The sequence below is a fragment of the Methylobacterium sp. B1 genome, assembly GCF_000333255.1.
Classification (GTDB): domain Bacteria; phylum Pseudomonadota; class Alphaproteobacteria; order Rhizobiales; family Beijerinckiaceae; genus Methylobacterium; species Methylobacterium fujisawaense.
In genome coordinates this window covers 1-1030 of the sequence record NZ_BACT01000609.1, presented here as the reverse complement: position 1 = coordinate 1030, position 1030 = coordinate 1, and the positions used below count along the sequence as shown (strand labels likewise).

At 71.0% G+C, this 1030-nt stretch carries 1 pseudogene; it reads left to right on the top strand.

The features are described 5' to 3' along the window. A pseudogene (gene glmS, locus I53_RS17980) lies at positions 1 to 1030 on the top strand (glutamine--fructose-6-phosphate transaminase (isomerizing)); the annotation flags it as partial.

Sequence of the window (1030 nt, the reverse complement as noted above, 5' to 3'; positions counted from 1 at the left end):
GCTCGGCATCGGCCACACCCGCTGGGCGACCCACGGCCGGCCCAACGAGACCAACGCCCACCCCCACGCCACCGCGCGTCTGGCCGTCGTCCATAACGGCATCATCGAGAATTTCCGCGAGCTGAAGCAGGAGCTCGAGGCCGACGGCGTCGTGTTCGAGACCGAGACCGACACCGAGGTCGTCGCCCAGCTCGTCAGCCGCAACATGGACCGGCAGATGGGCCCGGTCGAGGCCGTGGCCGCCGCCCTGCCGCGGCTGCGCGGCGCCTTCGCGCTGGCCTTCATCTTCGCCGGCGAGGAGAACCTGCTGATCGGCGCCCGCCACGGCGCGCCGCTGGCGGTCGGCTTCGGCCAGGGCGAGACCTATCTCGGCTCCGACGCCCTGGCGCTCGCCCCCTTCACGGACGCCATCACCTATCTCGACGAGGGCGACTGGGCGATCCTGAACCGGGCGGGCGCCGAGATCCGGGACGCCTCGGGCGCCACGGTGGAGCGGCCCCGGCAAAAGATCGCCACGCAGGCCTACCGGATCGACAAGGGCGAGTACCGCCACTTCATGGCCAAGGAGATCCACGAGCAGCCCGAGGTCGTGGGCCGCACGCTCGCCCACTACGTCGACATGGCGCAGGGCCGGGTCGTGCTGCCCGAGTCGCTGCCCTTCGACTTCGCCAAGCTCAGCCGCGTCTACATCACCGCCTGCGGCACCGCCTTCTACGCCGGCCTCGTCGCCCGGTACTGGTTCGAGCAGGTGGCCCGCCTGCCGGTGGAGATCGACGTCGCCTCCGAGGCCCGCTACCGCGAGGCGCCCCTGGAGAAGGACGGGCTGACGCTGGTGATCTCGCAATCGGGCGAGACCGCCGACACCCTGGCCTCCCTGCGCTATGCCAAGAGCCAGGGCCAGCACACGCTGAGCGTCGTCAACGTGCCGACCTCGACCATCGCGCGGGAATCCTCCGTGGTGATGCCGACGCTGGCCGGGCCGGAGATCGGCGTTGCCTCCACAAGGCGTTCTCGTGCCAGCTCACCGTGC